The sequence below is a fragment of the Streptomyces sp. NPDC058741 genome, assembly GCF_042746715.1.
Classification (GTDB): domain Bacteria; phylum Actinomycetota; class Actinomycetes; order Streptomycetales; family Streptomycetaceae; genus Streptomyces.
Genome location: NZ_JBHYQH010000024.1, coordinates 1 through 24,130, shown reverse-complemented (window position 1 = coordinate 24,130; position 24,130 = coordinate 1). Strand labels below are relative to the sequence as shown.

At 73.2% G+C, this 24,130-nt stretch carries 21 protein-coding genes and 6 pseudogenes; 14 read left to right on the top strand and 13 right to left on the bottom strand.

Annotated features, from left to right (window positions below):
• The first annotated feature begins 19 nt into the window (after window positions 1-19).
• From ACFW6P_RS20045 to ACFW6P_RS20035, 3 genes are read left to right on the top strand one after another with little or no spacing between them, the layout of a single operon-like run.
• A complete protein-coding gene (locus tag ACFW6P_RS20045) occupies window positions 20-634 on the top strand; it encodes a universal stress protein (protein ID WP_386359328.1) in 615 nt (204 codons plus the stop codon).
• Entirely contained in the window at window positions 631-915 is a 285-nt protein-coding gene (locus tag ACFW6P_RS20040) for a hypothetical protein (protein WP_386424307.1), read from the top strand. Before ACFW6P_RS20045 ends, ACFW6P_RS20040 begins: the two co-directional genes overlap by 4 nt.
• Window positions 908-1,948, top strand: coding sequence for a TerC family protein (locus ACFW6P_RS20035; RefSeq protein WP_386359330.1), 1,041 nt, complete (start codon window positions 908-910; stop codon window positions 1,946-1,948). The genes ACFW6P_RS20040 and ACFW6P_RS20035 overlap by 8 nt, the downstream gene beginning before the upstream one ends.
• A gap of 330 nt (window positions 1,949-2,278) precedes the next feature.
• On the opposite strand, the pseudogene ACFW6P_RS20030 reads toward ACFW6P_RS20035, so the two are convergent.
• Window positions 2,279-2,389, bottom strand: a pseudogene (locus tag ACFW6P_RS20030) (TraR/DksA C4-type zinc finger protein); the annotation flags it as partial.
• Between the two features lie 4 nt (window positions 2,390-2,393).
• On the opposite strand from ACFW6P_RS20030, the pseudogene ACFW6P_RS20025 reads away from it, so the two are divergent.
• From ACFW6P_RS20025 to ACFW6P_RS20015, 3 genes and pseudogenes are all read left to right on the top strand, one after another.
• Window positions 2,394-2,543, top strand: a pseudogene (locus tag ACFW6P_RS20025) (hypothetical protein); the annotation flags it as partial.
• Window positions 2,544-2,579: 36 nt separating this feature from the next.
• Window positions 2,580-2,744 (top strand): hypothetical protein, encoded by a 165-nt coding sequence (locus ACFW6P_RS20020; protein ID WP_386424318.1) that lies wholly within the window; start codon window positions 2,580-2,582, stop codon window positions 2,742-2,744.
• A gap of 10 nt (window positions 2,745-2,754) precedes the next feature.
• A complete protein-coding gene (locus ACFW6P_RS20015; protein ID WP_386424305.1) occupies window positions 2,755-3,513 on the top strand; it encodes a ZIP family metal transporter in 759 nt (252 codons plus the stop codon).
• 92 nt (window positions 3,514-3,605) lie between these two features.
• Here the strand turns inward: ACFW6P_RS20015 and ACFW6P_RS20010 are convergent, their stop codons facing one another.
• From ACFW6P_RS20010 to ACFW6P_RS19995, 4 genes are all read right to left on the bottom strand, one after another.
• Window positions 3,606-4,166, bottom strand: coding sequence for an ATP-binding protein (locus ACFW6P_RS20010; protein ID WP_386359332.1), 561 nt, complete (start codon window positions 4,164-4,166; stop codon window positions 3,606-3,608).
• Window positions 4,167-4,319: 153 nt separating this feature from the next.
• Complete coding sequence (locus ACFW6P_RS20005; RefSeq protein ID WP_386424304.1) at window positions 4,320-5,084, bottom strand: restriction endonuclease; 765 nt, start codon at window positions 5,082-5,084, stop codon at window positions 4,320-4,322.
• Between the two features lie 157 nt (window positions 5,085-5,241).
• Entirely contained in the window at window positions 5,242-5,982 is a 741-nt protein-coding gene (locus tag ACFW6P_RS20000; protein WP_386359334.1) for an SOS response-associated peptidase, read from the bottom strand.
• 33 nt (window positions 5,983-6,015) lie between these two features.
• Complete coding sequence (locus tag ACFW6P_RS19995; protein ID WP_386359335.1) at window positions 6,016-6,336, bottom strand: hypothetical protein; 321 nt, start codon at window positions 6,334-6,336, stop codon at window positions 6,016-6,018.
• A gap of 412 nt (window positions 6,337-6,748) precedes the next feature.
• Between ACFW6P_RS19995 and ACFW6P_RS19990 the strand changes: the two genes are divergently transcribed.
• Window positions 6,749-8,917, top strand: a complete 2,169-nt coding sequence (locus tag ACFW6P_RS19990; protein ID WP_386359336.1) for a SpoIIE family protein phosphatase — start codon at window positions 6,749-6,751, stop codon at window positions 8,915-8,917.
• A gap of 49 nt (window positions 8,918-8,966) precedes the next feature.
• On the opposite strand, the gene ACFW6P_RS19985 is transcribed toward ACFW6P_RS19990, so the two are convergent.
• From ACFW6P_RS19985 to ACFW6P_RS19975, 3 genes are all read right to left on the bottom strand, one after another.
• Window positions 8,967-10,154 (bottom strand): type III polyketide synthase, encoded by a 1,188-nt coding sequence (locus ACFW6P_RS19985; RefSeq protein WP_386424302.1) that lies wholly within the window; start codon window positions 10,152-10,154, stop codon window positions 8,967-8,969.
• 677 nt (window positions 10,155-10,831) lie between these two features.
• Window positions 10,832-11,737 carry an NAD-dependent protein deacetylase gene (locus ACFW6P_RS19980; protein ID WP_386359338.1) on the bottom strand — a complete coding sequence of 302 codons (906 nt, stop codon included), beginning with the start codon at window positions 11,735-11,737 and terminating at the stop codon, window positions 10,832-10,834.
• A gap of 213 nt (window positions 11,738-11,950) precedes the next feature.
• On the bottom strand, window positions 11,951-12,205 hold the full coding sequence (locus tag ACFW6P_RS19975; RefSeq protein ID WP_386359339.1) for an EF-hand domain-containing protein: 255 nt from the start codon (window positions 12,203-12,205) through the stop codon (window positions 11,951-11,953).
• Window positions 12,206-12,398: 193 nt separating this feature from the next.
• On the opposite strand from ACFW6P_RS19975, the pseudogene ACFW6P_RS19970 reads away from it, so the two are divergent.
• From ACFW6P_RS19970 to ACFW6P_RS19960, 3 genes and pseudogenes are all read left to right on the top strand, one after another.
• Window positions 12,399-12,716: pseudogene (locus ACFW6P_RS19970) on the top strand (1,4-alpha-glucan branching protein); the annotation flags it as partial.
• 8 nt (window positions 12,717-12,724) lie between these two features.
• Window positions 12,725-13,228: a universal stress protein gene (locus tag ACFW6P_RS19965; RefSeq protein WP_386359340.1), complete on the top strand. Its 504-nt coding sequence runs from the start codon at window positions 12,725-12,727 to the stop codon at window positions 13,226-13,228.
• A gap of 18 nt (window positions 13,229-13,246) precedes the next feature.
• Entirely contained in the window at window positions 13,247-13,558 is a 312-nt protein-coding gene (locus ACFW6P_RS19960; protein ID WP_386359341.1) for a stress-inducible protein, read from the top strand.
• A 126-nt stretch (window positions 13,559-13,684) separates the two neighbouring features.
• Here the strand turns inward: ACFW6P_RS19960 and ACFW6P_RS19955 are convergent, their stop codons facing one another.
• Together ACFW6P_RS19955 and ACFW6P_RS19950 are read right to left on the bottom strand one after the other, a co-directional pair.
• The gene (locus ACFW6P_RS19955) at window positions 13,685-14,083 is read right to left on the bottom strand and encodes a hypothetical protein (RefSeq protein ID WP_386359342.1); all 399 of its coding nucleotides are present in this window, start codon (window positions 14,081-14,083) and stop codon (window positions 13,685-13,687) included.
• Between the two features lie 202 nt (window positions 14,084-14,285).
• Window positions 14,286-14,732 (bottom strand): annotated as a pseudogene (locus ACFW6P_RS19950) (CBS domain-containing protein); the annotation flags it as partial.
• Window positions 14,733-15,381: 649 nt separating this feature from the next.
• Here ACFW6P_RS19950 and ACFW6P_RS19945 point away from each other — a divergent pair.
• Window positions 15,382-16,398, top strand: coding sequence for a 2-hydroxyacid dehydrogenase (locus tag ACFW6P_RS19945; RefSeq protein WP_386359343.1), 1,017 nt, complete (start codon window positions 15,382-15,384; stop codon window positions 16,396-16,398).
• A gap of 55 nt (window positions 16,399-16,453) precedes the next feature.
• On the opposite strand, the gene ACFW6P_RS19940 is transcribed toward ACFW6P_RS19945, so the two are convergent.
• A complete protein-coding gene (locus tag ACFW6P_RS19940; RefSeq protein WP_386424300.1) occupies window positions 16,454-17,494 on the bottom strand; it encodes a vWA domain-containing protein in 1,041 nt (346 codons plus the stop codon).
• Window positions 17,495-17,767: 273 nt separating this feature from the next.
• Between ACFW6P_RS19940 and ACFW6P_RS19935 the strand changes: the two genes are divergently transcribed.
• The 3 genes from ACFW6P_RS19935 to ACFW6P_RS19925 all read left to right on the top strand — a co-directional run bounded on the left by ACFW6P_RS19935 (window position 17,768) and on the right by ACFW6P_RS19925 (window position 22,951).
• The gene (locus ACFW6P_RS19935) at window positions 17,768-19,081 is read left to right on the top strand and encodes a phytase (protein ID WP_386359345.1); all 1,314 of its coding nucleotides are present in this window, start codon (window positions 17,768-17,770) and stop codon (window positions 19,079-19,081) included.
• 106 nt (window positions 19,082-19,187) lie between these two features.
• Window positions 19,188-19,355, top strand: a complete 168-nt coding sequence (locus tag ACFW6P_RS19930; RefSeq protein WP_386359346.1) for a hypothetical protein — start codon at window positions 19,188-19,190, stop codon at window positions 19,353-19,355.
• A gap of 737 nt (window positions 19,356-20,092) precedes the next feature.
• Entirely contained in the window at window positions 20,093-22,951 is a 2,859-nt protein-coding gene (locus ACFW6P_RS19925) for a SpoIIE family protein phosphatase (protein ID WP_386359349.1), read from the top strand.
• 219 nt (window positions 22,952-23,170) lie between these two features.
• On the opposite strand, the pseudogene ACFW6P_RS19920 reads toward ACFW6P_RS19925, so the two are convergent.
• Together ACFW6P_RS19920 and ACFW6P_RS19915 are read right to left on the bottom strand one after the other, a co-directional pair.
• Window positions 23,171-23,889, bottom strand: a pseudogene (locus tag ACFW6P_RS19920) (dienelactone hydrolase family protein).
• An 88-nt stretch (window positions 23,890-23,977) separates the two neighbouring features.
• Window positions 23,978-24,130, bottom strand: a pseudogene (locus ACFW6P_RS19915) (IS110 family transposase); the annotation flags it as partial.

Genomic DNA, 24,130 nt, shown 5'->3' with positions numbered 1-24,130 from the left:
CCCGCTGAAAGGGGGTCCGATGCCGTCCAAGCACTCCCTACCGGCCCACCCGGCCCCGGCTGTCACCGGTGCGCAGGCCCTGACGCACCCGGTGACCGCGGTGATGACGAACCGTCCCGACGACCTGGCCGTGGTGGACGCCGCGGTCCGCCTGGCGGCACCGCGCAAGGCCCCGGTCCTGCTGGTCGCCGTCCTGGCCACCCGGGGGCGGACCCCGGCGCGGTCCCGCGTGGACGCCGCCACCGCCCGGACGCTCCTGGCGAGGGTGCTGCCCCGGCTGCGGGGGGCCGGGGTGGGCTACATCCCCGTCACCCACCGCGTCCCGGCCGAGCACGCCGGGCAGCCCGGGACGGGGGCCGCGGGCGGGGTGCTGGCCTTGGCCGCCCGCCACCACTCGCCCCTGGTGGTGGCCTCGACCCGGGGTCCCGCGGGTCTGGACGCACACAGCCTGATCGCCGCCTCGGCGATGCGCGGCGGGCCGCACGTGCACGCCGTCGCACCCACCCGGGCGGTGCCCCTCGTGGCCGGTGCCGGACGGGCACCGGCCGAGGGGCCGCCGCTCCGGGTGAGCACCGCCGGGCCGCCGGCCCGGCGGAGCCCGCTCGCGAGCGGCGAGGCCGAGGAGGCGTCATGAGCGCACTGACCGCGCTCGCGCCGTGGTGGCTGCTGGCGCTGGTGGACCTGGTCGTCGTCGGTCTGTGGCTCGCCCTCGCGAGGCGTCCGCGCCGCCGGGCCGCCGCCGCCCGGCGGAGCGCCTGCCCCGGACATGCCGCAACCTGGGAGGTGAGTGCCCATGTGAGACCAGCGGCCGGGCCCTGCTCCCCTCCGTACCGCACGGGCCCGGCCATCACCACGGCGACCCTGCACCGTCCGTCCGTACGACGTCGACCGAGGAAGTCCACCAAGCATGAATGAACTGTCGTTCGCCGTCCCGCTGTGGGTGTGGGCCGCGGTCACCGTCGGCATCGGCGTGATGCTCGCCGTCGACCTGCTGGCCCACCGCGACAACCACGTGATCGGCTTCCGCGAAGCCGCGGTGTGGAGCGGGCTGTGGATCGCCATCGGCCTGGGCTTCGGCCTGATCCTGCTCGCCTGGCAGGGTGGCGAGACCGCCTCCACCTACTACGCCGGCTACCTGATCGAGAAGGCGCTGTCGATCGACAACGTCTTCGTCTTCGCGCTGGTCTTCTCCTTCTTCGCCGTACCCGACGCCTACCAGCACAAGGTCCTGTTCTGGGGTGTCATCGGCGCCCTCGGCGCGAGGCTGGTGTTCATCTTCATCGGGGCCGAACTGCTCCAGGTGTTCTTCTGGACCGCCTACCTCTTCGGCGCGTTCCTGATCTGGACCGGCTACAAGATGGCCGTCTCCAAGGACGAGGAGGTCCACCCCGACCGCAACCCCGTCGTCCGGCTGGTCAAGAAGGTCATCCCCACCGATCCGCAGTTCCACGGCGACAAGTTCTTCCTGCGCGTCAACGGCCGGCGCGTGGCCACGCTGCTGTTCGTGGTGCTGGTCGCGATCGAGGCCACCGACCTGGTCTTCGCCGTCGACTCCGTCGCCGCGGTGCTGGCCATCACCACCAACACCTTCATCGTCTGGACCGCCAACGCGTTCGCCGTCCTCGGGCTGCGCAGCCTGTACTTCTGCCTCGCCGGGCTCCTGCGGCGCTTCCAGTACCTGCACTACGGCCTGGCGGTCCTGCTCGCCTTCGCCGGCGTCAAGCTCATCCTGTCCGAGACGCCGGTCGGCAAGCTGCCCATCCCCCTCACCCTGGGCGTCATCGCCGCCACCATCACGGTCTCCATCGCCTGGTCCCTCATCGCCACCCGCGACCGGACCGGCGGCGCGGGAGACGATGAGGACGGCACGACCGGCACGAGCGGTACGAGCGGCGGCGACGCGGCGCCGGCCACCGGCACGGGCCGGCACCGCCGTGAAGGACCATGAGCCGGGGGACGGTTCGTTCGCGGACCGTGCCCCGCCGCGACGAGGACCGCGGCGCATACAGAGGCGTGGTGGCGTCGCCCTCCCGCGCTCCGGGCGCGCTCCGCGCCGCAGCAGCGCCTCCACGCGGGCGGGGTCGGCCCTGAGGATCGTGTCCGGGGGACCACGCGAGAGGGTCTTCCGCCGGCGCCGCTTCATGACCGCGAGGCCGGCGAAGCCGTCAGAGCCGTCCGTCCCGCCAGGTGTGCCGAAGGGTCGGCGACGAGCTGGTGGTTCACCACTGCACCCCTTGGGCAGGGCGATCGCGAAGGACGGCGGGGACCGGCGCGCCGGTCAGGCGGCGGCGCGGCGCTGGCAGGCAACGCAGTAGGGGGTGTAGGGGAGGATCTCCAGACGCTCCGCCGGGACGGGCTCGGCGCAGCCCGGGCAGGTGCCGTACGTACCGTCCGTGCGCGGCCGCGTCGACGCGGCCTGCGTCGCCGAACCCACCCTGCAGCGGTCCGGCAGCAACCGGATCATCGTCGAACTGCCCGGCGTGCAGGACCCGAAGCAGGCGGCCGACGTCCTGGGCCGCACCGCGCAGCTCACCGTCCGCCCTGGCGGTGCTCGGGGGGACACCCTCACCGACTTCGCCCTGGCCCTGCTCATCGGCCTCGCCGTCGGCACGTACTCCTCCGTCTTCACCGCCCCCCTCGCCATCGAGCTCGACCACCGCACCGCGCCGGCCGGCCGGCGGCGCACCCCCCACCGGGACACAACGCGTGCCACCGCCGGGAGTCGGGACCGCCCTCGCGGGTAGTCGGTGCGCCATGGACGTCATGGAGGCAGGGGGCTGGGGACTGCTGGCCGGATCGGCGCTGCTGCTGGGCGCGGCCTTCGGCTACGCGCTCTGCGTTCCGCAGAAGGTCATCGCCCTGGTGATGGCCTTCGGCTCGGGTGTGCTGCTGTCGGCCGTCTCCTTCGAGCTGGTGCAGGAGGCCTACGGCGAGGGCGGACTCGTCCCCGCGGCCGTGGGCACGCTGGCCGGGGCAGCGGCCTACACGGCCGGCAACGTGTGGCTGGCACGCCGGGGCGCCCGCCATCGCAAGCGGTCCGGTCACCACACCGCGCAGTGCCAGCCGTCCGAGGAGCAACAGAGCGGATCCGGCCTGGCCCTGGCGCTCGGAGCACTGCTGGACGGCGTCCCCGAGTCCGCGGTCATCGGCCTGAGCCTGCTCGAAGGCGGTGCCGTGAGCCTCGTCACGGTGGTGGCGGTGTTCATCAGCAACGTCCCCGAAGGGCTGTCGAGTTCGGCCGGGATGAAGAAGGCCGGCCGCGGCAAGGGGTACGTGTTCGGGGTCTGGGGGGCGATCGCCGCCGCCGGCACCCTGTCGGCGGTGCTGGGCTACACCGTGGTCGGGAGCTTCTCGCCCGCCGTGGTGGCGGCGGTGACAGCGGTGGCGGCCGGCGCGATCCTGGCGATGATCGCCGACACGATGATCCCCGAGGCGTTCGAGGAGGCCCATCTGGCGATCGGCCTGGTCACCGTCGGCGGTTTCCTGCTCTCCTTCGCGCTGTCCCACGCCTGACGGGCACCGGGCACACCGCGTGCGACGGGCGACGGGCCCGGCGCGGAAGTCTTCCGCGCCGGGCCCGGGTGGCCGCCACGAAGCCGGAACCCTCAGGAGGGCTGCCGCGGCGTGCTGCCCGTCAGGGGCGACGACAGCACGGTCCTGGCGCCGATGCCCGCCTTCGCGGGGGAGGCCAGGGACAGATAGGCGGTCACGTGCTTCCCGCCGGCGCGGGGCACGACGGCGACCTTGCTGCTCACCGTGTGCACCAACCGCATGCCGTGACCGCCGAGCCGGTTCCAGTCCTTCTCCCTCAGGACCGGTTCCCGGGCGAAGGCGTCCCACACGGTGATGGCCAGCTCTTCCCGAGACAGCCGCAGGTTCATCCCGCACGGCCCGGGCGCGTGCCGGATCGCGTTCGTGACCAGTTCGCTGACGGCGAGCTCTGCATCCACGGCCAAGGGGGTCGGTACGGCAGCGTGGCCGGTGCGCCGGGCATGGACGAGAAAGGCACGCAGGGCCCTGCGCGCGACGCCCGCGCAGGCAGCACCCTCGGCCCACGCCGCACCGAAGTGCAGTGCGACGTGCTCGTCCCTGTCCCGCTCACCCGCCTGCTTCATAAGCGGGATGACCATCTGGGCTCGTTCCTTGTCGCTCGCTGTGTCGTCCACCGGCCTGTTCCGTACGGCTACCCGGGTCGGGGCGCCGCACACACCTCACGCCTCCCGCGGCCTCACCGGTGACCCGCCGGCCGCTGTCCGCGGCGCCGCCGGGCGGCCCGGCCCCCGGGACTCCGGGCACCCCGCTCGCGCGGTTCGCACGGTTCATGACTCGGCGCCGGCCAGTCCGGGCCCCGCGATCCAGCCGCCGGGTGCGGCGTCCCAGGGGAGCGGACCGGTGCCGTCCGACCACGTCCGCAGGGCCTCCCGGTCCACGCACACGATGCCGCACCGGTCGGCGTACTCCAGGGCGGGCGCGGTGAATTCGCTCGTGGTCACCACCACGGCGACATCGGCCTCGTGGACCGTGAAGCACGTGCCGCCGAATCGCTGGAGGTCCTGGGAGCCCACCCGGTTGGACCGGTCGTACCGCTTGCACTGGACGACGATCCGGCGCCCGTCGGGCGTCACGGCGAGCACATCGGCGCCCAGGTCGCCGGCGCCTCCCACCACCTCGACCGCGGAGCAGCCGTCCCGCTCGCACAGCACGGCGATCGCGCTCTCGAACTCGTCGGGCGTCAGCGCGTCGTGGTCCGTGGTGACCTCGACGGCCGGACGCGGTTGCGGGATCACGGGCGTCTCGAGCGCGTCGGCCGCCTCACGCGCCGCCTCGTCCAGCGCCGCCGCGGCCCGGCGTGCCGCCCTGCCCACGCGCCACCGGCGCCCCAGGCCCCCGCACACCGCCATGCCCAGCACGACCAGGACGCACACCCAGCCGGGCCGCCGCTCGACGGCACCGGCCACCATGCGGACCGTGGCCCCCAGGGCGCACACGACCAACGCGAGCAGGACGAAGAACATCGCCGTCGAGCGGAGATCGAACCGGTGCCGACGGTGTGCGGCCGGCGTCCGACGTGCGGGTGTGGTCAAGAGATGCCCCCTGCTGGACGATGAGAAGATCATCTGCATCATCTGCCCGAGATCAGGACGTTCATCTTTCCCGCGGCCGCACTCGGGCCCAGGGGGGAGCCGCTGGGCGGCAGCCCCCCGGCTGAGTCAGCCGAGCGGGGCGATCACGAGAAGTCCGTCAGTCCGCGACCTCGTCCAGGAGTTGGGGGCCGTCGTTGCGGGTGTCGTTCACGGCGGTCGAGACGGGCCGGGCGTCGAGGTGCCCGTCCGCGGGCTGGGCGAGCAGGGCGCGCAGGGCGTCGGTGTCCTCGCGCCGGGGGTCCAGCCACGCGTCGTAGCGGTCGGGGGCGAGGGCGAGCGGCATGCGGGGGTGGATGCGGCCGGCCGCGTCGGTGGCCTCGGTGGTGATGACGGTGCAGCTCATCAGCCAGGCGGCCGGATCCTCGTCGTCCGTCACCTCCGGGTCGCGCCAGTACTCGTACAGACCCGCGAGGGCCAGCACCTGTCCGTCCTCTGCGTGGAGGAAGTACGGCTGCTTCCGGGTCCTGCCGGTTCGTTCGTCCGTGAGCGGCTGCCACTCGTAGAAGCCGTCCGCCGGAAGCAGGCAGCGGCGCTTGGCGAAGGCGCGGCGGTAGGCGGGCTTCTCGTGCGCCGTCTCCACCCGCGCGTTGATCATCCTGGAGCCGATCTTCGGATCCTTCGCCCAGGACGGCACGAGACCCCAGCGCATCGGCCGCAGCTCCCGGCGCACCGACGCCCCGGCGTCACCGCGGGGAGCGCGTTCGAGCACGACGTAGACGTCGTCCGTCGGGGCCACGTTCCAGCTGGGTGCCAGCGTCTCCTCGGGGTGCCACTGGGTGATGTGGAAGAGCCGGTTCAGGTCCTGGGGACTGCGGGTGGAGACGTAACGACCGCACATGGAGCCACTGTGCCACGGCTGGGGTGGCCCGGCTCAGAGGAGCCCGGCCACCAGCAGCAGGGCCGCCGAGCCGCCCAGCAGCACCGGGCAGATCCTGAACCAGATCACCTCCGTGCGGGCGCCGGTCAGTGCCGTCAGTCCGGCCAGGACCAGCAGCGCCCCGGCGACGAGGCGGTAGACCCAGTCGGCGGTGGACGTCCCGCCGCCGACCGCGGTGACCACGACGACCAGCACGGCGAACGACCACATGGTCACCGCCTCGGCCAGCCACTCCTGGACCAGCACCCGGCGGTTGTCCGTGGAGACGTTCCCGAATCCGGCGACGACGCCCTGGGGCGGGATCGCGTGCGACACCCCCCACAGCCCGACCAGGACCGCGGAGGTGCGTAGGCGAGGACGTCTTCCATGTCTCCAGCGTCCACCGGCGCCCACACCCCTGCCATCCGGGCCGGGGCGCCGGCGGCCCGGAAACGGCGGGCCCGCCCGGGCGGGCCCGCACGGAACCGTCCACCACCGTGCCGCCTCCGGTCCTCGCGCGGGACGGCCGGCTCGCCCCGGTCGGTGAACGCCCGTGTCCACGTCACCGGCGACGTCACCGGCGACACCCGCCCCGGCCCCTCGGCCGGCTGCGCGGACCAGGCGCATGGTGTGGGCGAAGCGGCGCCGCGTGTTATTCAATGAGGTGTGCGGTCAGGGATCTCGGGGCCCCGTCGCACGAGTCCGAGTACCGCCCCGGCACCGTGTCGGGGACTGCTGAGAGAGCCGCATGGACTCCACACCCTCGCCCTCCTCCTCGTCCTCATCGGCGTTCAACCTGGTCAGCCGGGCCCTGGGGCGCTACATCCCGCGTGGTGGAGCGGCAGCGGCCACCGGCTCCGCCGCCGCGCCCGAGGACCGGCCCCTGCCCCGGCGGGTGACCGACTCCCCGGAGACCGGCCGTCAGGAGCAGATCCTCGGGGCGGTCAACCTGAACAAGGACCTGGTCATCACCCGCTGCAACCTGGAGGCTCCGGTCTTCGAGGGCCTGCACGTCGAGGCCGGGCGGCCTCTCGTCGACTTCCTGCCCCCCGGGGACGTGCCCACGGTCACCCGCCGGTTGCGGCAGGTCCTGGAGACCGGTGAGGCGCACGTCGCCCGGATCCAGCGCCTGCGGCGCGGCGACGGGTCGGAGCTGGTGGTCTCGATGAGCATCCTGCCCGCCGCCGCCCCGGAGGAGGGCCTGACCGTCTCCCTGATCGCCATGGCCAGGAGGCTGCACCTGTACGCGGCCGAGACCGCGATCGGCACCTCGCTGGACATCGGCGAGACCGCGCAGTCGCTGGCGGAGTCCCTGCTGGCCTGGGGCGACGTGGCCGCCGTCGACCTCGACTTCGCCGTGTGGACGGGCGAGGGCGTCACCGGGCAGGGCCAGCGGCGCATCCGGCTGCGCAGGGCGGCCCTGGTGCCCGACCGGGCGTGGCCGGAGGGGTACGTGACTCCGGGCGACGACCTTCCCGGCGACGCCAGCCGCATGCTGGCGCAGGCCGTCCTGCGGGACGACGCCCCGCAGACCATCGTCATACCCGACCGGGCGACGATCGAGCGGGTGCTGGGCAGCCCGCGCGTCGTGCGCGCCCTGGTGCCCGGCGAGCGGTCGGCGGGGGTCGCGTGCATCCCCCTGGTCCTGGACGGCACGCCGCCCGTCGTCCTGGGCGTGGCGGAGGTCTGGCGGCGGGCGGACAGCCCCTTCCGTGACAGTGAGCTGTTCGAACTGCAGGAACTGGTGGCCAGGACCGCCCACCACGTCGACCTGGCCCGCCGGCACCAGCGCGAGCACACGCAGGTGCTGGCCCTGCAGCGCCGGCTCCTGCCCCGCACCGGCGGCGACACGGTCGAGATCGCCAGCGTCTACCAGCCCGCCACCCCCGACAGCGCGGGCGTCGGCGGCGACTGGGTGAACAGCTTCCCGCTGCCGGACGGACGGACCGCGCTGGTCGTCGGCGACGTCGTCGGGCACGGCCTGGGAGCCGCGGCCACCATGGGCCAGCTGAGCATGGAGGCCCGCGCGCTGCTGTCCGCGGGGCTCGCGCCCGACGAGGTGCTGGAGCACCTGGACGAGACCGTGTCGCTGCTGGACGACGCGGAGTCCGGACTGACCGCCGGTTACAGCGCCCTCGGCTCGACCTGCTGCATCGCCCTCTACGACCCGGTCACCCACCAGGTGGTGCTGGCCAGCGCCGGGCACCTCCCCCCGGTCCTGGTCACCCCCGACGGCCGGGCGGGACCGCTGGCGGTCCGTCCCCACCCGGGCCTGGGAGCCGAGTTCGCACTGCGGGAGCCGTTCGACGTCCACACGTTCAGAGTGCCCCCGGGATCCCTGCTCGCCCTCTACACCGACGGTCTGGTGGAGGATCCCGCCCTGTCCATCGACGAGGGCATCGCCCGGGTGGCGGCCGCGGTCTCCACGGTGCATCCCTGGGACCGCCTGCAGCAGGCCGCACGGCACGTCGTGTCCACCTTGGCTCCCGCGCGCCAGCGTGACGACGTGACCCTGCTGCTCGCGCGCATGATCGGCTACCGCAAGGAGGACACGGCGACCTGGCGGCTGCCCGCCCGCACCGACGCCCCCGCCCGTGCCCGCGCGCACGTCTCGGCGCTGCTGAAGCAGTGGCGCACCCGGGACGACACCCGGGACAACGTGCTGCTGCTCGTCAGTGAACTGGTCACGAACGCGGTGCGCTTCGCCGCCGGTCCCGTCACCGTACGGCTGATCAGGTCCGGCGACGGCGTGCTGTGCGAGGTGGGGGACACCGGCAACGGCAGGCCGCGCCTGCGGCGGGCCGATCTGCTCGACGACGGCGGCCGCGGCCTGGGCATCGTGCACCGGCTCACCTCCCGGTGGGGCGTGCGGTGGACGGACACCGGGAAGGTCGTCTGGGCGGAAGTCGCGAGGTGACGGGGCCCACCCCTTCCGGGGGCGGGCCGTTCCGCCGTACGCGGCACGCCTACAGCCACTGTCCTTCCAGGGCGGTGGCGGTCAGACCCGGTGCCGCCGCGTACAGCACCGCGCGGTCGCCGGCCTTCTGCCGCCCGGCGTCGTACGCCCGCCGCAGGATGTCGAACACCGCGGCGCCACCGCGGTTGCCGCTGGTGTAGCTCTCCCGGCTGTAGTCCAGCAGCCCCGACGGCCACGCGTCGGGCATCGTCTGCTCCATGTACTCCAGCACCCGGGTGCCTCCGGGGTGCGCGAGCAGGACGTCGGGGTGCCAGGCGTCGGGCTCGTCCTGGTAGCGGGCGCGCAGCCACTCCCACATCGCCGTGACCGTCTCCTGGACGGCGCGCGGTCCGCGCCGGTCCATCACGAAGTGCGTGCCGTCCTCCCGCGTCTCCAGGCGGTGCAGGTCCTGGGTGCCGGGCAGGGTGTGGTGCCAGGCCGCGTCCAGCCTGAGCACCGACTCGGGCCGCCGGCGGCCCGTGACCACCGCGGCGACCGCCGTGTCCGCGAACAGCAACCGGACGATCAGGGACTCGAGAGTGTCGTCCGCGGGCTGATAGGTCGTGCTCAGCGCCTCCGAGATGACGACCAGGACCACCCGGTCGGGGTCGGCGGCCACGAGGTCGGCCGCCAGCGCCAGCGAGCGGGTGCCCGCGATGCAGGCCCACTGCGTGGCGGGCAGCAGCATCGTGTCGCTGCGGAGCCCGAGCGTGTTGGCCAGGGCCATGTCCAGTCCCGGCAGTGCCGGGGTGGTGGAGTGACTGGTGATCAGACAGTCGACGTCGGAGGCGTCCAGACCGGCTGTCTGCAAGGCCCCGCGCGCCGCGCGCTCGCCGTAGGCCTGCACGGCCTCCCAGGCCGGAGCGGTGCGCTCCTGCACGGTCTGCGGCGCGGGCACGGTCCCCAGGGCGGCGACGACGCGCTCCACGTCCTGCGGGCCGAACCCTTCGCGCACCAGGGCCTGTTGGGCCGACTCGACACCGACGGAGCTCAGGGCGTTGCCCCTGCCGGGCGCCACGGCGGTCTCCAGCGGCAGCATCCACCCGCGGGCCTCGATGCCCGTACTGGCCGCGATGGCGTCGATGCGCGGCGCCCAGGGCGCATGCGGGTGCCGGTCACGCACCTCCGTCACGATCTGGCTGGTCTTCACGGAGTGCTCGCCGTGTATCACGGCAGGGGGGCAGAGGTAAGCGGCCATGGTGGGGCACCTTCCAAGGGGAAGCAGAACGGAAAGAAGAAGAGCGAGAAGAACAGGGGAAGGTCAGGCGTGCTGTGTCATGGGCCACGTGAACGTCACGTGCCCAAGAGGGTGACTGCGGGCTCCACTTCGGGAGCGTCTTTCCGTTCCGAGCATGGACGCCAAAAGGACATTTGCGCTGTGATGCAGACAACGTGGGCAGGGGTGGGGGAGCGTGAGAAGGCACACAGTGCCATCGCGGAAGGTTTGAGGAAGCATTGCTTGACCCGCTGTCAGCGGGGGCGCGGCGCTGCCGGTATGGCGCGGCGACCTGGCGTCGACTCACGTCCTGGCGCTTCCCGCCGCGGCGCGAGCATCACATCGCGCCAGGTGCGTTGCCGAGGCCCTCGCCGCAGCCGCGCCTCCACCGGCACACCCGGTGCCGAGCAGGGCAAGGGGAGACCGCGAGCCGACCGCTGCTGTTCTTCGACGTGTACGGGCCTCGCAACTCAAACGCGGCCAAGCGGGAGAACTGCCCCGATGTGCAGGGGGATCTGAGACCCACCGGCTCCTGTGGAGCTCGTGCGTCGGACGTCAGCCGATGAACGCGTCCATGATCACGGTGTACGCGTACCAGAGGCTGCCGCCCAGGGTGGCGAGCCCGGCAAGCGCCAGGACGGCGGTCATGCCGCCGGCGGTCACGAGCTCACAGACGCCCGGCCGTCCAGGGGAACACCCAGCCGTTCCGCCACGGCGCTGAGTGCCGGTCCCAGGGGGAGCGCGACCCTGGTCAGGGCGTGCTGGTCGCCGCGGGTCGGGTCCCGGTTCACGATCAGCACCGGCTTCCCGGCCCGGGCCGCCTCGCGGACGAACCGGAGCCCGGACATCACCGTCAGTGAGGAGCCGAGGACCAGCAGCGAGGTCGCCGCGCTGACCAGTGCGCGGCAGTGCTCGACGCGGGACGTGGGCACGTTCTCGCCGAAGAAGACGACGTCCGGCTTGAGGACGCCCCCGCACACCGCGCAGGGCACCACCCGGAAGCCTTCGACCTGTGCGTCCGTGAGGTCGGCGTCGCCGTCCGGGTTGATCCCCGCGGCCACCGGCGCGAAGTCCGGATTGGCCTCCTCCAGCCGGCGGGCGAGTTCACGCCGCGGGCTGAGGGCACCGCAGGAGAGGCAGACGACCCGGGCCAGGGTCCCGTGGAGCTCCACCACGTCCTCGCTGCCTGCGGCCTGGTGCAGGCCGTCCACGTTCTGAGTGATCGCACCCGTCAGCAGACCGTGCCGCCCGAAGGCGGACACGGCCCGGTGCCCGGCATTGGGGCGGGCGCGGCCGAACGTGCGCCACCCGAGGTGACTGCGGGCCCAGTACCGGCGCCGGGCCTGCGCGCTCGCGGTGAAGTCCTGGAAAGTCATCGGCGTGTGCCGGCTCAGGCTCCCGCCCTCGCCCCGGTAGTCGGGGATGCCCGACTCCGTCGAGATGCCCGCTCCGCTGAGCACCAGCACCCCACCGGCGCGCAGCGCCTCGGCGACCGGCTCCAGGTCCGTGGTGCCCGGCGGCAGGTCGTCGGCCGGGGTCCAGCTCACAGTGGGGCGCATGCGCATGTCGTCAGGGTACGGAACGGCGGCTCCGGACGCGGCGGGGCGGTGACCGGCCCGGGCCCCACGGTGCACGGGCCTCGGGCATGATGCCGGGGTGAGCATCGTCGTCGAGCTGCGCTCTCGCCCTGCCTGTCGGCGGTCCTCGCCGGAGCCTCACCGCCGGAGCCGAAGGACGCCGCCGCATGTTCCTCGCTGGGGGCCCAGGAGCCCCGCGCGTCAGCTCCAGCCGAACCGGCGGTCCACCACCGCGGTGAACTCCTCGAGCGTCAGCACCGAGTCGCCGTTCTGGTCGGCGGAGTCGAACAGCGCGGAGGAAGCGTCGGCGTCCTGCACCCCCCAGAACGGCAGCACCCCCACGGCCGCCAGGGACGGTCCCTTCGTCCGCAGGGCCACGATCACCTCTTCCCGGGTGAGCAGTCCGTCGTGATCGAGGTCGAGCGCCTCGAACAGTCTGCGGCCCTTGTCACTCATCCTCGTCCTCGTCGCGTGTTCGGGCGGGCAGGCAGGTCGTACCCGTTCACGAGGACAGACGTCCACCGCGCCGACCGGGTTGCCTCGTTCCCGCAGGACCGAGGGGACCGCGGGAAAACCAGGCTCGCCCGACGCCGCCCGGACGCGAGGGTGTGGGGAGTCACCTCCCCGCGACGAGAGGGCACCGTCGGTCATGGCCGTCATCCACCGAACCGTCCTCAGGCCGAGCAAGCTGGAACTGCTGACCTCCTGGCTGCCCTCCCGGCCGTGGTACCGCGGTGGAGCGGACGCACCGCTGCTGGTCAAAGCCGGTGGCTTCCGGCTGGACGATCCGCAGGGCGAGGTCGGGATCGAGTTCATCGTGGTCACCGACGCCTCCGGCCCCGACCGGACCACGTACCTCGTGCCCCTGACCTACCGCGGGGCTCCGCTCGACGGTGCGGAACACGCCCTCGTCGGCACCATGGAGCACGGCGCGCTGGGGCGGCGCTGGGCCGACGACGGCTGCCACTGCGTCTGGTGCACGCCTGGGAGCCGCCGCCTTCGGCCTCCCTTCCGTCGGCCGGCCTCACCATGCCCGTGCCGCCGACCGAGCAGCAGGGCGCGGGGGCGCGGCAGATGCTGGCCGAGGCGCGCGCACGTGTCGCGCGCAGCCGTCCCACCCTGCGGATCGACGCCGACGAGATACCCGGTCAGCCCGTCCCGGCGCTGCTCAAGGCCACCGAGGACACGGAGCTCCTGGTCCTCGGCTCCCGTGGACTGAGCGGGCTCTCCGGCTTCCTCGTGGGGTCCGTCGGCCAGTCCGTGGTCGCCCGGGCCGAGGCGCCCATCGTCCTTGTCCGCGCCGGGGAGGAGGCCGCCGACGAGCACGTCGAGGACGCCGTCGGCATCCCGTCCGACGCGACCGCGTTCCGGCCCGTCGTCCTGGGCCTGGATGCCGACAGCCCCGATGAGACCGTGACCGCCCTCGCCTTCGAGGAGGCGCGGTTGCGCGGCACCGCGCTGACCGTCGTCCAGGGCTGAAGCCTGCCGCCCTCCTCCGTGTACAGCCTGACGGCAGGCGTCGATCCCCGGGAGGACCTCAGCCGCCAGCGGGCCGCGGAGCTCACCGAGGCGCTGCTGCCCTGGCGGCGCAAGTACCCGGACGTCGAGGTCGTCGAGACCTGCCGCCTCGGCAGCCCCGCCAACCACCTGGTCGACGCCTCCGGCGACGCGTCCCTCGTCGTGGTCGGCCGGCGCGTGCGCCACGGCCCGCTCGGCGTCCATCGGTTCCGTCGCCCACACCGCCCTGCACCACTCCCCGCCCTGCACCACTCCGCCCGCCCGGTCGCGATCGTGCTCGACGAGAAGTGAGGCGTGTGCCCTGTGAGTCGCCCGCGGCCTGCGAGGTGACCGCGCAACAGGACCCGGGCGGCCGGAAACGGCCGCCCGGGTCCTCGCGTCGCGCGCAAGAGGTACTCCGGCGAGGTACCCGCGTCCCTACTCCTGCTCGGCCTCCTCCGCCGGGCCGCCGCGCCACGGTGGTCGTGCGGCCGACCTGCGGGTCGAGTCCGCGCGGTGCGCGAGACGCTCCACCTTGCCGCGGAGCCTGTCCTGCAGACGGTCCGCGACCTCCCGGGAGCCGGTCCCACGGGCGTGGACGACCACGAGGTCGTGCCCGACCCGCAGTTCGGCGCCGGCCGACCACGGTTCCTCGACGTGGCGGGCGACGGCCTTCGCGATCCGCACCTCACCGCTGACGTCCGGCAGTCCCGGCCGGTCCAGGACCGCGCCGACCTTCCCGCGGACGTACGCGAGGTCCTGCTCGGTGACATCGCCCTCGGCCCGGACCCGTACGGCGGCGAGGGCCTGCTCGGCGCTGCTGTCCCTGACGGTCATGTGCTGCTCCTTGTGATCGCCCTGCGGCTCCAGCTTCCCGTGCCCACCTCGCCCGCTCCCAGGGCCACCCGGCCTTGCGACCCGGACCGCTGGTCCTTCTCACCGGCGGGCCCGAACCGATCCGGGACATCGCCGGGGGAGCGGGCGGGCGGCCCTGCCCGGCGACCTTGCGTCCGCCTGGGGCCTGGTGTCCGCCCGGCCAACGCGTGACGATGCCGATGAGCCGGTCCTCCTCGTCCACCACGGGCAGCCGCTCGATGCCGTGCCCGGCCATCAGGCGCGCGGCCTCGGGGACGGTGGCCTCGGCCCGTACGATCACGGCGGGCGCCGACATGAGCCCGCCGGCCACGGGGGTGCTTCCGGCCGACTGACGCCAGGCCCGGGGGAGGGCTCGGCTCGCGGCCTGCGACTCAGGGCTGTGGCGCAGGCGGCGCAGCCAGGTGAGCCAGGTCTCCGCTCCCGTCGCCGCCTGGCGGAGCATCAGGTCCGTCTCCGAGACGACCCCGATGACCCTGTCGTCCTCGTCGATGACCGGGAGTCCGCTGATGCGGTGCTCACCGAGCAGCCGGACGACTTCCTTGAACGGTGTGCCGTACTCGGCCGTGACGACGTCACGGGCCATCAGCGCCCCGATCTCCGTGGGTTTCATGGCCCTCCTCCTCGGTGCTGCGGGACCGGTTCGACCCGGCCGGCTCGCGTGGCCTGCCTCCGTCCGTGCGGCAACCGGCACGGCCTTCCGCGGCCGTGCGACGGGCGAACCGGACACGCCGTCCGGCGGAACCGCCCCGGGCTTCCAGCGTCCGGCACCGGCGCCCGCGCTCCCAGGGCTGAGCGGGCAGACAGCAGGGCCGAGCGGCCCTCCCCGCGCGTCCGACCGGCGGGGGCCGGGCCCGGGACGGCGGGCCGCTTCCCACCATGCCCCTTGTGCTCGCCGAGCTCCCGGAAAGGCCCCCCGGGTCGTCAGGGCGGGAACGTTTGGCCCCGCCCTTGCGGTCCCGCAGCCCCTGCGCCCCCGGACGGGGACCGGGACATCGAGGTCGACGCCGACGAGAGTCGACGGGACTCCGGGCACCGCCCTGCCCGCCTGCCCCCCGTCGACCGCGACCGTCGGCTGCTCCGATCGCAGCCTCGCCGTCGGGGTACCGCCGCTCGCCCGGTGGTACTCCGGCACCGCCGGCCAGCAGCGGGAGCACCCGTCCCGTCTCGGGAAGGCCGGGGAGCCGCGCCGCGTCACGGAGAGCCGGCACGGCGGGCGGAGATCTAGGCTGGACTCGTCATCCCTCTCGTAAGGAGAGCACGTGGAAATCGTCGCTTACGGCGTCCTCGCGGACGAGGAGGCCCTGCTGCGGCAGGCGTTCGACAAGGTGTTCGCCGGACGCCATGAGCTGCGGTGCCTGAGGATGTTCCTGGACCGGGACACCGCCCCCACCGCGGTGGGCCACGAGGTGGTGCTCAGCAGCGTCAACGACGTCCTCGACGGGCAGGTGCTGCAGACCCTCGCCGACGGCGGCACCCGGATGATCGCCCAGCGGTCCACCGGCTACAACAACATCGACCTGCCCGCCGCCGAGAAGCTGGGGCTGACCGTCGCCCGGGTCTCGTTCTACTCGCCGTACTCGGTCGCCGAGTTCGCCTGGGCGCTCGCCCTCGCCGTCAACCGCAGGATCGTCCGGGCGGCCCACCGCACCCGTGAGTTCGACTTCCGGCTCGACGGTCTGCTGGGCCGTGACTTCCGCGGACGTACCGCCGGAGTGGTGGGGACCGGCAAGATCGGCGCGGCCTTCGCCCGGATCGCACACGGTTTCGGCATGCGGCTGCTGGGCTGGGACATCGCGGAGAACCCCGAGTGCGTGGCGTTCGGCATGGAGTACGTCCCGCGCGAGCGGCTGTTCGCCGAATCCGACCTGGTGAGCCTGCACGTCCCCCTGCTGCCCGACACCCACCACCTGGTGAACGCCCAGGCGCTGGCGCTGATGAAGGACGACGCGATCCTGATCAACTCCAGCCGGGGCGGACTGGTGGACACCGACGCCCTGCTGGCGGCACTGCGCGCGGGGCGGCTCACCGGCGTCGGCCTGGACGTGTACGAGGAGGAGGCCGGCGTGTTCTTCCTCGACAAGTCCCTGGAGGTGATGACCGACGAGCGGCTCGCCCGGCTGATGACCTTCTCCAACGTCCTCGTCACCTCCCACCAGGCGTACTTCACCCGCGACGCGGTCGGCCAGATCGCCGAGACGACGATGACCAACGTGAGCGACTACTTCTCGGGCCGCACCGGCGACAACACCCTCGTCCGTCCCCCGTCACCGGCCTGACAGGAGGATTCCGGGGGCCGGGAAGCCCCCGGAGTCCCCCCGGTCCCCCGAGCGCTCAGAGCATGAGCAGCAGTCGCGTGTGGGGCACGAGTTTCCGGTTGACGCTGGTGCTCTGCACGAAGATGGTGAAGTGGTCGTTGTGGTCCGGCCTGACGCGGACCTCCGTGTCCGGAAGACCGAGCAGGGCCCGGGCCTCGGGGCCCGAGTACACCCGGTCCGTCTTCTTCTCCAGCACCGCTATCCGCTTGCGCGCCTGGATCCTCTCCGACTTGCTCAGCTGGTAGAACGCCCCGCCGGTGCGGTAGGTGTGCCCGCACTCGACGACCCAGTCCCGGATCGCCGCGTCCCGGGACACCGGGATCAGCTGGTACGCCGACGGGTCGACCGGGGTCAGGCCGGCTGCCTTGATGGTGTCCTTGTTGACCGCGTCCGCACCGGTGGAGAACACCGCCCGCGACCCCCGGATGCCCTGCGTGCGGCCCACCATGAAGTTCTCGGTGGCCTGCCGGATCACCTGCCCGGCCTCCTCCAGGCCCCGCGTGCTGGTGGCGTCCCAGACGGCAATGTTGTCCCTGGGGAAACCGCACTGCATGGCCTCGCGCTTGCCCATCTGGTCGGGCACCAGGACGGCCAGCGTCCAGTTGTCCTGCTGGGTCTCCATCATGTCGGCCACGGCCGTGACCAGCTCCCGCGCGTCCCTGCTGGGAGCGTCCTCGCAGCGGTGGCTCGCGTTCTCCTGGCCGTCGGTCAGCACGAAGGTCAGGAAGCTGTGATCGCCGTACAGCTGGGCCGTCTGCGCGAGCTCCCGCTGCGACTTCAGCGCGGCAGCCAGGAGGGCCGTCATCCCACCGGCCCGGTACAGCTCCTTGAGGGACGGCATGCGCAGCACGTCCTTGTCGTAGATGACGCACTCCACGGCGTCCGCGAACACGTACACCGTGACACGGGTTTCCTGGTCCAGCTCCCTCGAACGGCGGGCGAGGTAGGCGATCTGCTGGTCGGCCACCTCGACGACCTTGCGGCTCAGGTGCGCCATGGACGAACTGGCGTCCAGCACCAGTGCGACGTGGTTGATGTAGTTCTGGCTTCCGGACATCACGGACTCCCCCTCGTTCCCGGCTTGGTGCATCCACCTTCTCACCCACCACTGACAGTCGATCTTGGCCGGGGAGCCGGCGAGGACCGGTGCGTCCGGCACGGCGGACAGGTGCGCGGGGTGGCAGCGCGGTACGCCAGGATCCGGCCGTACTGAACGGGAGTTGACCTGCCGACAGCTCTGCGGTGGTCACATGTACAGGCTGCCGTCCCTTCCACGCAAAGTTCCCCCGGCAGCCTTGGCGTGCCCTCGTCGCCTACCGGGGAAGTGCTCATGAGACCGCATCGCACGCCGTACCGGACCGCCGCCCTCGCCCTGGGCGCCGCCGTGCTCGCCCTCCTGACCCCCGCCCCGGCGGGGGCCGCCGAGGACCTGCCGACGGTGACCCCCGTCGGGGAGACCCCCGCCCTCCACGACGACGCGGCGGGCGGCGACTCCGACGCGGACGACCCGGCGATCTGGCGCAACGCGGCAGACGCGGGCCGCAGCCTCGTCGTCGCGACCGCCAAGGAGGGCGGCCTGCGGGTGTACGACCTGGAGGCCCGCCTGGTGCAGTCGCTGCCCGCTCCCCGCCCGCCCGACGAGGACGACGCCCCGGGACGCTACAACAACGTCGATCTCGTCACCGGTCTGCGCACCCCCACCGGCCGGGCCGACGTCGCCGTCGTGAGCGATCGCGGCAACGACCGGCTGCGGATCTTCCGCATCGACCCCTCGAAGCCCGGCGGCCCGCTGACCGACATCACCGACCCGTCCGCCGCCCCCGTGTTCTCCGCCGGCCAGGCCGAGATCAACGAGCAGCGCACCGCCTACGGACTCGCCACGTGGCGGGACAGGTCCACCGGACGCGCCTACGCCCTGGTCAGCCGGCGGGAGCGGACGAGCCTCGCGCTGGTCGAGCTGAGGCCGACCGCGAGCGGCACCGTCACCTACCGGAAGGTCCGCACCCTCGACCTGCCCGCGTCCTTCCGCCTCCCCGACGGCACCACCTGGTCCCCCTGCGCCGAACCCGGCGAACTCCCGCAGGTCGAGGGCATGGTGGTCGACCCCGCCGACGGCACCCTCTACGCCGGCCAGGAGGACGTCGGCATCTGGCGGATTCCCGCCGCCCTCACCGGAGAGCCGGTCCTGATCGACAAGGTCCGCGAGTTCGGCGTCACCGGCGTCTACGACGAGGAGACCGAGGAGTGCGCGGCCGGCGCCGACCCCGGCTACGGCGGTGAGCGGCTGGCCGCCGACGTCGAGGGCCTGACCCTCTTTCAGGAGGCGGACGGAGACGGCTACCTGCTCGCCTCCAGCCAGGGTGACAGCACCTTCGCGTTGTACGACCGCGAGGTGGGCGAGGACAACGAGTACGAGGGCGGGTTCCGCGTCGGCGCGGCCTCGGCGGCCCTCGACGGGTCGGAGGAGTGCGACGGCGCCGCCGTCCTGAACGCCCCGCTCGGCAGCCGCTTCCCGAACGGCCTGCTGGTCGTCCAGGACGGCAGCGAGACCCCCGAGGTCCCCGACGGCGAGGGCGGCACGCGGACCGCGACCGGCTTCAAGTTCGTCGACCTGGGCGACGTGGTGGACGCCGCCGACATGTGAGGCCATCCCGAGCGGCTGCCCCTCCCGGCACGGAGCGGACTCCCGGTGTCTGCGGGGGCGCGGGCGGGGCATACGGGCTTCACCCCCTTCGAGAGGAGCTCGGTTCATGCTCGGCACAGCCGCGGCGGTGCTGTTCTTCATCGCGTTCTTGATCAATGCGGCGGAGATCGGCACCAACGATGTGTTCTCTTCGACGAATCTCATGCTGCTGGGATTGATGTGCCTGGCACTGCAGGTGGCCGGCGTGGGCGGCGGCCGGGCCCGCAGACGCTGACCCTCACCCCGGCGGCCGGTGGCACCTCGTCACCGGCCCCGCCCGGGCGTGGGCGGTCTCGAGCCTGGTGCCGTGCCAGGAGGTCGCCGATGGCGGCGGAAGCCCACTTCGTCGGCAGCCGCCTGTCCTGCGTCGCGGCCGACGCGCTGCGCGGGCCCCAAGAGTCGCCATGGGTAAGGCAGTTGACCGCCTGTGTCCCAGGGGACCTGGAACGGTTCCTCTTGCACGCCCACCGGTTCGGCGTGCTCGACTTGTCCCTGAGGTCCGCGGGGAAACCCCCGGGGACGGGACAAGGAGCTCGGTCTGGTGGTGCGGGGTGCAGGAGATCGCCGGCGGCGTGCCGACCCGGACCGTCACGGTGGGCAGGGCCTGGCCCGACCGGTGCGCCGACGACTCCGAGGGCGCGATCCGGACTGCGAATGGCGGGGGCCGCCCGTGGCCGGACCCCGGCGCAATCCGGTCCTGACCCCACCCGGCCACGCATCGACCGACCGTCTGCCGGCCCACCGCCTGCCGGGACGCCGCCCTGGTCAGCCGGCGGGACCAGGTGCCGTCCGGCCGCACGAGCGGCCCTGTCCTGACGGCCTGCCTCCGCCTCCGCCCCCCGGAAGAAGCCGCAGCCCGGCACGCCACGCGCGTCCCCGCCGGCATCGAATAGGGTGATATGTCTTGCTTTACGCCGTTCGGGGAGGAGACTGGGGGTACCAAGCACCGGCTGAGGATGTGCGCTCGTGTCTATGAAGTGGGACGACGAAGTCGCCCTCGGCTGGGCTTACGACCAACTGCAGGCGGGTGAGCCCGTCGCCGCGCTGCCCGTACGGGAACCGGTCCTGGCCTCCTGGCGCAGGTGCCGCTCCCAGGGGCTGGCCGAGAAGCACAAGGGAGACCTCCCCTACCACGAGGACCTGGAGGACGCTCGGAACCTCACGGAGGCCGCCGGGCCCGTGCTGGAGACGCTGGAGTCACGGCTCTCGGGCACTCGCACGGCCGTGTTCCTCGCCGACGAGCGGGCCCGGCTGCTCGACCGGCGAGCGGGCTATACCGCGCTGTACCGGCGACTCGACGCGTTGCAGCTCGCGCCCGGTTTCAGCGTCCCCGAGAGCGTACTGGGCACCAACGGCATCGGCACCGCGCTGGTGACACGGCGGCCCGTCTTCATCTGCGGCCGCGAGCACTACGGCGACTACTGGGCGGATCTCGCCTGCACGGGGGCACCGGTGCGCGACCCGCTCAGCGGGCAGCTCGTCGGCGCGCTCAACCTGACCAGCATGCGGGCCAACGCGGACCCGGCCATGCTCACCATGACGCTGGAGGCGGCCCACGCCGTCGAGCAGCGGCTCCTGGCCCAGGCCTCCGTCCGCGAGCGCGACCTGCTCCAGGCGTTCCGGGCGGCCCGCCCCGCGCCGGACGGGGGAGCGGAAGGCCCGGGCACCGTGGTCGACGAGTGGCTCGAACGCAACGATCGATTCGTCATCGAGGAGCGTGCGACGGAGTTGATCTCGTCCGGGCACACCGGCCTCGTGGAGGTGCGGCTGGCGGGCGGACGCACGGCCATCCTGCGCAGCCGGCCGGTCACGACACCGTCCGGCGTCAACGGGATCGCCGTCGAGGCGGCCCTTCCCTCCGGCGTCCGCCGGCGCGTCGCCGTCCTGACGGACGGCGGCACTCCTGCTGTTCTCACCCCCCGCCCCACGCGCCGCCCGGGGGCTCCCGCGCCCCCGCGGCAGCCCGCGGCCCGCGCCGGGCCGCCGCCCCCGCCGCCGTCCGGGCAGCCCGAGTCCCGGACGGACGCCGAGCCGGGAGACAGCAGCCGCGACACCTGGCTCGTGGCGGTCGGCGAACCGCTGATCGGCACGCTGGCCCTGCAGGCACGCGAGCGCCTCGGGCTGCTGCACGACGCCTCCGCGTGTGTCGGCACCACGCTCGACGTCGTCCGGACCGCAGAGGAGCTGACCAAGGTGGTCGTCCCGCGGTTCGCCGACTTCACCGCCGTCGACGTGCCGGAGGCCATGCCGGCCGGTGAGGAACCGGTACGGGTGGACGGCGCTCTGCGCCGCGTCGCACTCATGGGGGTGCGCGAGGATTCCCCGCTGAGTGCGGCCGGTGACCAGATCCACTACGGGCCGTCCACGCCCCAGGCGAGGTGCCTGACGACCGAGAGCCCGGTCCTGGAACCGGAACGGGCGACGACCGACGCCCGCCGCCACCCGGGAGCGGCGCGCAGCGAGCAGGCTCTGCGAGCCGGTGCCCACTCGCTCATCGCGGTGCCGATGCGGGCCCGCGGTGCGCTGCTGGGCGTGGTCAGCTTCTACCGCTCCGAGCGCCGGGAGCCCTTCACGGAGGACGATCTGCTGCTCGCCGAGGAGCTGGTCGGCCGCGCCGCGCTGAGCATCGACAACGCCCGGCGTTTCACCCGTGAGCACACCGTGGCGCTGGCACTCCAGCGGAGTCTGCTGCCGCGCGGGCTCCCCGCGCAGCACGCGGTCGAGGCGGCCCACCGCTACCTGCCGGCGCGTTCCGGGGTCGGCGGCGACTGGTTCGACGTCATCCCGCTGTCCGGCGCGCGGGTGGCGCTGGTCGTCGGGGACGTCGTCGGCCACGGACTGCACGCGGCCGCCACCATGGGCCGACTGCGCACCGCGGTCCACAACTTCTCCGCCCTCGACCTCGCCGCCGATGAGGTCCTCGCCCACCTCGACGACCTCGTCGCCCGGCTCGACGCCGACCAGGAGCCGGCCGGGACCGGCACCGACGAGATCGTCGGCGCGAGCTGTCTCTACGCCGTCTACGACCCGGTCGCACGGCGCTGCACCATCGCGCGGGCCGGTCACCCTCCGCCCGCGCTGGTCGGGCCCGACGGCACCGTGGAGTATCCGGACCTGCCGGGAGGGCCGCCCCTGGGCGTGGGAGGATACCCCTTCGAAACGGCCGAACTGGAGATCCCCGAGGGCAGCCAGCTCGTCCTCTACACCGACGGACTCATCGAGCACCTGGGCCACCGGGACGTCGGTCTGGGAATGGACCGGCTCCGTGACGTCCTCACCGGGGCCCGGGGGACACCCGAGCAGACCTGCCACCAGCTGGACCTGCTGCTGTCCCGGCTTCCGGCGGACCCCGCCGACGACGTCGCGCTCCTCGTCGCCCGCACCCGGGCCCTGGGCGGTGACCAGGTCGCCACCTGGGAGCTGGCCGCCGACCCCGCGGAAGTCCCGCGGGTCCGCGCGGAGGTCACCGCGCAGCTGGACCGATGGGGCCTGGACGACCTGCTCTTCTCCACCGAACTCACGGTCAGCGAGCTGCTGACCAACGCGCTCCGCCACGGCAGCGAACCCATCTCGCTGCGTCTGCTCCGCGACCGCACGCTGATCTGCGAGGTCGCCGACGGCAGCAGCACCTCACCGCACCTGCGCCGGGCCGCGGACACCGACGAGGGCGGCCGGGGGCTGTTCCTGGTCGCCCAGCTGGTCCAGCGGTGGGGGACCCGGTACACCCCTCGGGGAAAGGTCATCTGGACGGAACAGTCACTGGCGCCCGTGCCCCCTAAGCCCTCTCCCGCGTCCGCACCCGTCGCCACCGGCTGCCGGCGCGGGCGGTGACCGTGCGCGAGTCGCGTCCGACGTGTGCGTTCATCGCCGACCGCAGCCGATGCCGGAACGGGCCCCACATTCACCGAGCATGTGACGGCTGATGGGCTTCGATGAACAGGGGAATCCGTTCGACGCCGCCGCCGTCGAGGAGGGCCGGTGGGCGCCCGTCCTCCACGACGGCCTGGCCGGCACCGCACGGCCGTCAGGTGACGGCCGTGCGGCTCGGCCTCACTTCAGGTGCCGGTCCAGAAAACGGCACCCGTCCTCCAGTTCGAACCACGGGGTCCCGGTGTGCCCTCCCGGATTGGCGTGCAGCGTCTTCTCCTTGCTGCCGAAGGCGTCGAACAGGTCCAGGGCCCGTTGCCGGGGGTTCCCTTCGTCGTCCCACTGCGGCAGGAACAGCAGCGGAACGGTGATCCGCCGGGCCTCCTCGCGCTGGGCGCGGGGCAGGTACCCGCCGGCGAAGAGGCCGGCGGCGGTGATGCGCGGCTCGGCCACCGCCAGCGGGATGCCGAGGGCGGCCCACCCGCCGGAGTACCCGACCGGGCCGTGGATCCCGGGCAGGTCGAGGAGGGCGCCCAGAGCGGTCACCCACTCGGGGACCGCGTTCTCGACCAGCGGGCGGATGAAGGACTCGAGGATCCCGTCGACCTGCTCGCCCGCCCGCATCGCCCGCCGGAGGTCGGCACGGGCCTGCTCGTCGGCGGCGGAACGGGGGCGGTCACCGCACCCGACGGCGTCGATGGTCGCCACCGCGTAGCCGCGCCCCGCGGTGTACCGGGCCCGGGCCACCAGCCGGGGATCCGCCTGGGGGGCCGGTTGTGGGCCATCAGGACCAGCGGGGCCGGTGCGGAGCCGGGCGTCCACAGGGTGCCGGGGATCTCGCCCAGGGTGAACGCGCGCTCGAGGACGCCGTCGTCGAGGCGGTGTTCGGAAGTGAAGCGCATGGTCGTGCCTTTCGGGAGTGCGCTGGAACGGCGCTCCCGGACGACCTGTCGCCCGACCGTGACCCCGGAGGGAGTCTCAATGACGAAGTCAAGCCGCCTGCGCGACCGGCAGCTCGGGGGTGAACACCCTGTTGTCGCGCAAGAGGGCCCACAGAACGCTCGCCCGACGCCGCGCCAGGGCAATGACGGCCTGGACATGTCTGCAGCCTTCGCCGCGCTTCTTGAGGTAGAAGTCCCGGTT

Bases quoted from the DNA above. Each gene is read 5' to 3' on its own strand.
- ACFW6P_RS20045 (WP_386359328.1), top strand. From the start codon at position 20: ATGCCGTCCAAGCACTCCCTACCGGCCCACCCGGCCCCGGCTGTCACC.
- ACFW6P_RS20040 (WP_386424307.1), top strand. From the start codon at position 631: ATGAGCGCACTGACCGCGCTCGCGCCGTGGTGGCTGCTGGCGCTGGTG.
- ACFW6P_RS20035 (WP_386359330.1), top strand. From the start codon at position 908: ATGAATGAACTGTCGTTCGCCGTCCCGCTGTGGGTGTGGGCCGCGGTC.
- ACFW6P_RS20015 (WP_386424305.1), top strand. From the start codon at position 2,755: ATGGACGTCATGGAGGCAGGGGGCTGGGGACTGCTGGCCGGATCGGCG.
- ACFW6P_RS20000 (WP_386359334.1), bottom strand. From the start codon at position 5,982: ATGTGCGGTCGTTACGTCTCCACCCGCAGTCCCCAGGACCTGAACCGG.
- ACFW6P_RS19990 (WP_386359336.1), top strand. From the start codon at position 6,749: ATGGACTCCACACCCTCGCCCTCCTCCTCGTCCTCATCGGCGTTCAAC.
- ACFW6P_RS19985 (WP_386424302.1), bottom strand. From the start codon at position 10,154: ATGGCCGCTTACCTCTGCCCCCCTGCCGTGATACACGGCGAGCACTCC.
- ACFW6P_RS19980 (WP_386359338.1), bottom strand. From the start codon at position 11,737: ATGCGCATGCGCCCCACTGTGAGCTGGACCCCGGCCGACGACCTGCCG.
- ACFW6P_RS19975 (WP_386359339.1), bottom strand. From the start codon at position 12,205: ATGAGTGACAAGGGCCGCAGACTGTTCGAGGCGCTCGACCTCGATCAC.
- ACFW6P_RS19955 (WP_386359342.1), bottom strand. From the start codon at position 14,083: ATGACCGTCAGGGACAGCAGCGCCGAGCAGGCCCTCGCCGCCGTACGG.
- ACFW6P_RS19940 (WP_386424300.1), bottom strand. From the start codon at position 17,494: ATGTCCGGAAGCCAGAACTACATCAACCACGTCGCACTGGTGCTGGAC.
- ACFW6P_RS19935 (WP_386359345.1), top strand. From the start codon at position 17,768: ATGAGACCGCATCGCACGCCGTACCGGACCGCCGCCCTCGCCCTGGGC.
- ACFW6P_RS19930 (WP_386359346.1), top strand. From the start codon at position 19,188: ATGCTCGGCACAGCCGCGGCGGTGCTGTTCTTCATCGCGTTCTTGATC.
- ACFW6P_RS19925 (WP_386359349.1), top strand. From the start codon at position 20,093: ATGAAGTGGGACGACGAAGTCGCCCTCGGCTGGGCTTACGACCAACTG.